Origin of the sequence: Rubrivirga sp. (assembly GCF_049648075.1) — a bacterium.
GTDB lineage: Bacteria > Bacteroidota > Rhodothermia > Rhodothermales > Rubricoccaceae > Rubrivirga.
Map to the genome: position 1 here is coordinate 1 of NZ_JBARYR010000442.1, position 2,158 is coordinate 2,158.

Here is a 2,158-nt window from a genome sequence, read left to right on the forward strand (position 1 = left end):
TTTCATGTGTTGTTGCCGACGTGGAGTGCCCGAGACGTTTCGAGACGACGAGCGGGTTGATGCCGGCCTTGAGCGCCATTGCCGCATGCGTGTGGCGCAGCCCGCCGATCGTGATCGCCGATACGTCGATGTGATCGATGAGTCGCGCGAACGTCTTGGACAACGATTCAGGGTTCAGCTCTCCCCCACCGCGCTGCTCGAAGACCGGCGACGCATCGTCGGGTTGCCCCCAACCCGTTCGATGGTCGCGCAACACGTTGACCGTGCGCTGTCCGATGCTGATCGTGCGCTGCGCCGCATGCTTCGGCTCGGTCTCGGTGCGTTTCCCGCCGGCCATCGACACGACTCGACGCACCGTGATCGTGCCCGCAGACAGGTCGACGTCGCTCCACTGCAGACCGACCAACTCGCCGCGGGTGAGCCCCGTGGTCAGCAGCACGGCGAATACGGCGTGCAGGCGGTGCTCGCCGACAGCATCCAGGAACGTCTTCACCTCCTCGACCGACCATGTCAAGACCGTCGCCGGCTCGTGCCGTGGTGGCGATGCAGATGCTGCGACATTCGATGAAACGACGCCGCGACGGACTGCGTCGTGGAGGATCTGGTGCAAGACGACATGCACGCTCTGCACCGATTTGGCTGACAGCTCCTCGCCCGTTGCCGATCCGTGCACGAGGAGGTCGCGTTCGAAGTCATCGACAGCTGCGACCGTGAGATCGCCGACCATCGTGTCGCCGAGTCGGTCGCAGATCCTGTCGACATCGCGACGGTAGGTGCGCAGTGTTGACGTTGCGCAGTCTGTGGCCTTGCGGTCGAGCCATGAGAGCGACACCTGGCGCACGCTCAACGGATCGGCCCGCACGATCCGGGGTGGTTCGGTCTCGGCCGCCACCTCGTGCATCGCCGCGGTCGCCTGGGTCTTGGTTCGAAATCCTTGCCGAGAAATCTGCCGGCGCTGACTGGATCCGGGGTCGGGAGCGACGTCAATGCGGAACGCCCAGCCGCCACTACGTCGATACACCGAGCCCTTACGCACGCTCCCATCGTAGTTCTGTGATCTTTTTGTGCACAACAGACGTCTTGTCGATGGCCATCGAAACACTGTATCGCCTCATCATACCTGCTCATTGGATGTGCCCGGGACGGGATTCGAACCCGCACGTACGTTCGTACAGGGAGGTTTAAGCTGGTTGGAAACCGTCCGATGCGTCCAGCGGAGTCCGGAAACGCCCGTTCTGTACGGGCGGCCTGTCCAGATCGTCCGGTGCAGTTCGCGCTGTCCCTCGAATCGGCGACCGTCCGGCGAATCCTGTGATCTTTTCGTGATCTTTGGGCACCCCGCCTCACGAACGACATCAGTTCGGTGGCCTCCGGCTGAGCCTCTACTCCACTCGACTGCGCCTTCGTCAGCGCATCTCCTCGATCTCCGCTTGCTGGGTCGTGACGATGTTCTCGGCGAGCGCGATGACTTCGGTGTTTAGCCCGCCAGCGATCTCGTCTTCAGCCATCGAGATCGCTCCTTCGTGGTGGGCGATCATCAGCCGGGTCCATTCGGCGTCGAAGTCATCGCCGTCGAGTGCGGCGAGCGCATCGAGGTCGTCGGAGGCGACCATGCCGTCCATCTCCATCCCGTCCATGGCGGGCATGTCCAGCGGCTGCTCCCATGAGGTGAGCCATTCGGTCATCTGCTCGATCTCTGGATCCTGAGCTGATTGGATTCGTCGCGCAAGGTCGCGCACCTGGTCGCTCGTCGCACGGTCCGTTTCGAGCGCAATGGATGCCATCTCGACGGCCTGGGCGTGATGCGGGATCATTCCTTGAGCGAACATCACGTCATCGTCGTTGAACTCTTGATCGGCTGGCGCCGCAGACGCCTCAGCGTCGTTCACGGTACTGTCATCGGCCGTGCTGTCGGAGCCACCGCACGCTGCGATGAACAACGAAGCGGTCAACGTGAGTGCTGTGATGGCTCGCCTGGAAGTGTGCACGGTGATCCTTTCTGACCGAGTCGGACACCATGCCCGAACTACGACAGAGCGTAAGAGATTTGTCGAATGATCGGGCGTCGACCGGCCACAATTCTCGACTGGGCGGAGAACTCTCTTTCGATGCGGAACGCCGAGCAACAGCCGCTCGTCGGAGACGCCTCCCGCAAAGG

At 62.6% G+C, this 2,158-nt stretch carries 2 protein-coding genes; both read right to left on the reverse strand.

Annotated features, from left to right (window positions below):
• The coding region (locus WBA11_RS12565) for a tyrosine-type recombinase/integrase (RefSeq protein ID WP_424521021.1) at window positions 1-1,036 on the reverse strand (1,036 nt) is incomplete at its 3' end.
• 370 nt (window positions 1,037-1,406) lie between these two features.
• Window positions 1,407-1,889 carry a DUF305 domain-containing protein gene (locus WBA11_RS12570; RefSeq protein WP_424521022.1) on the reverse strand — a complete coding sequence of 161 codons (483 nt, stop codon included), beginning with the start codon at window positions 1,887-1,889 and terminating at the stop codon, window positions 1,407-1,409.
• Window positions 1,890-2,158: the final 269 nt, after the last annotated feature.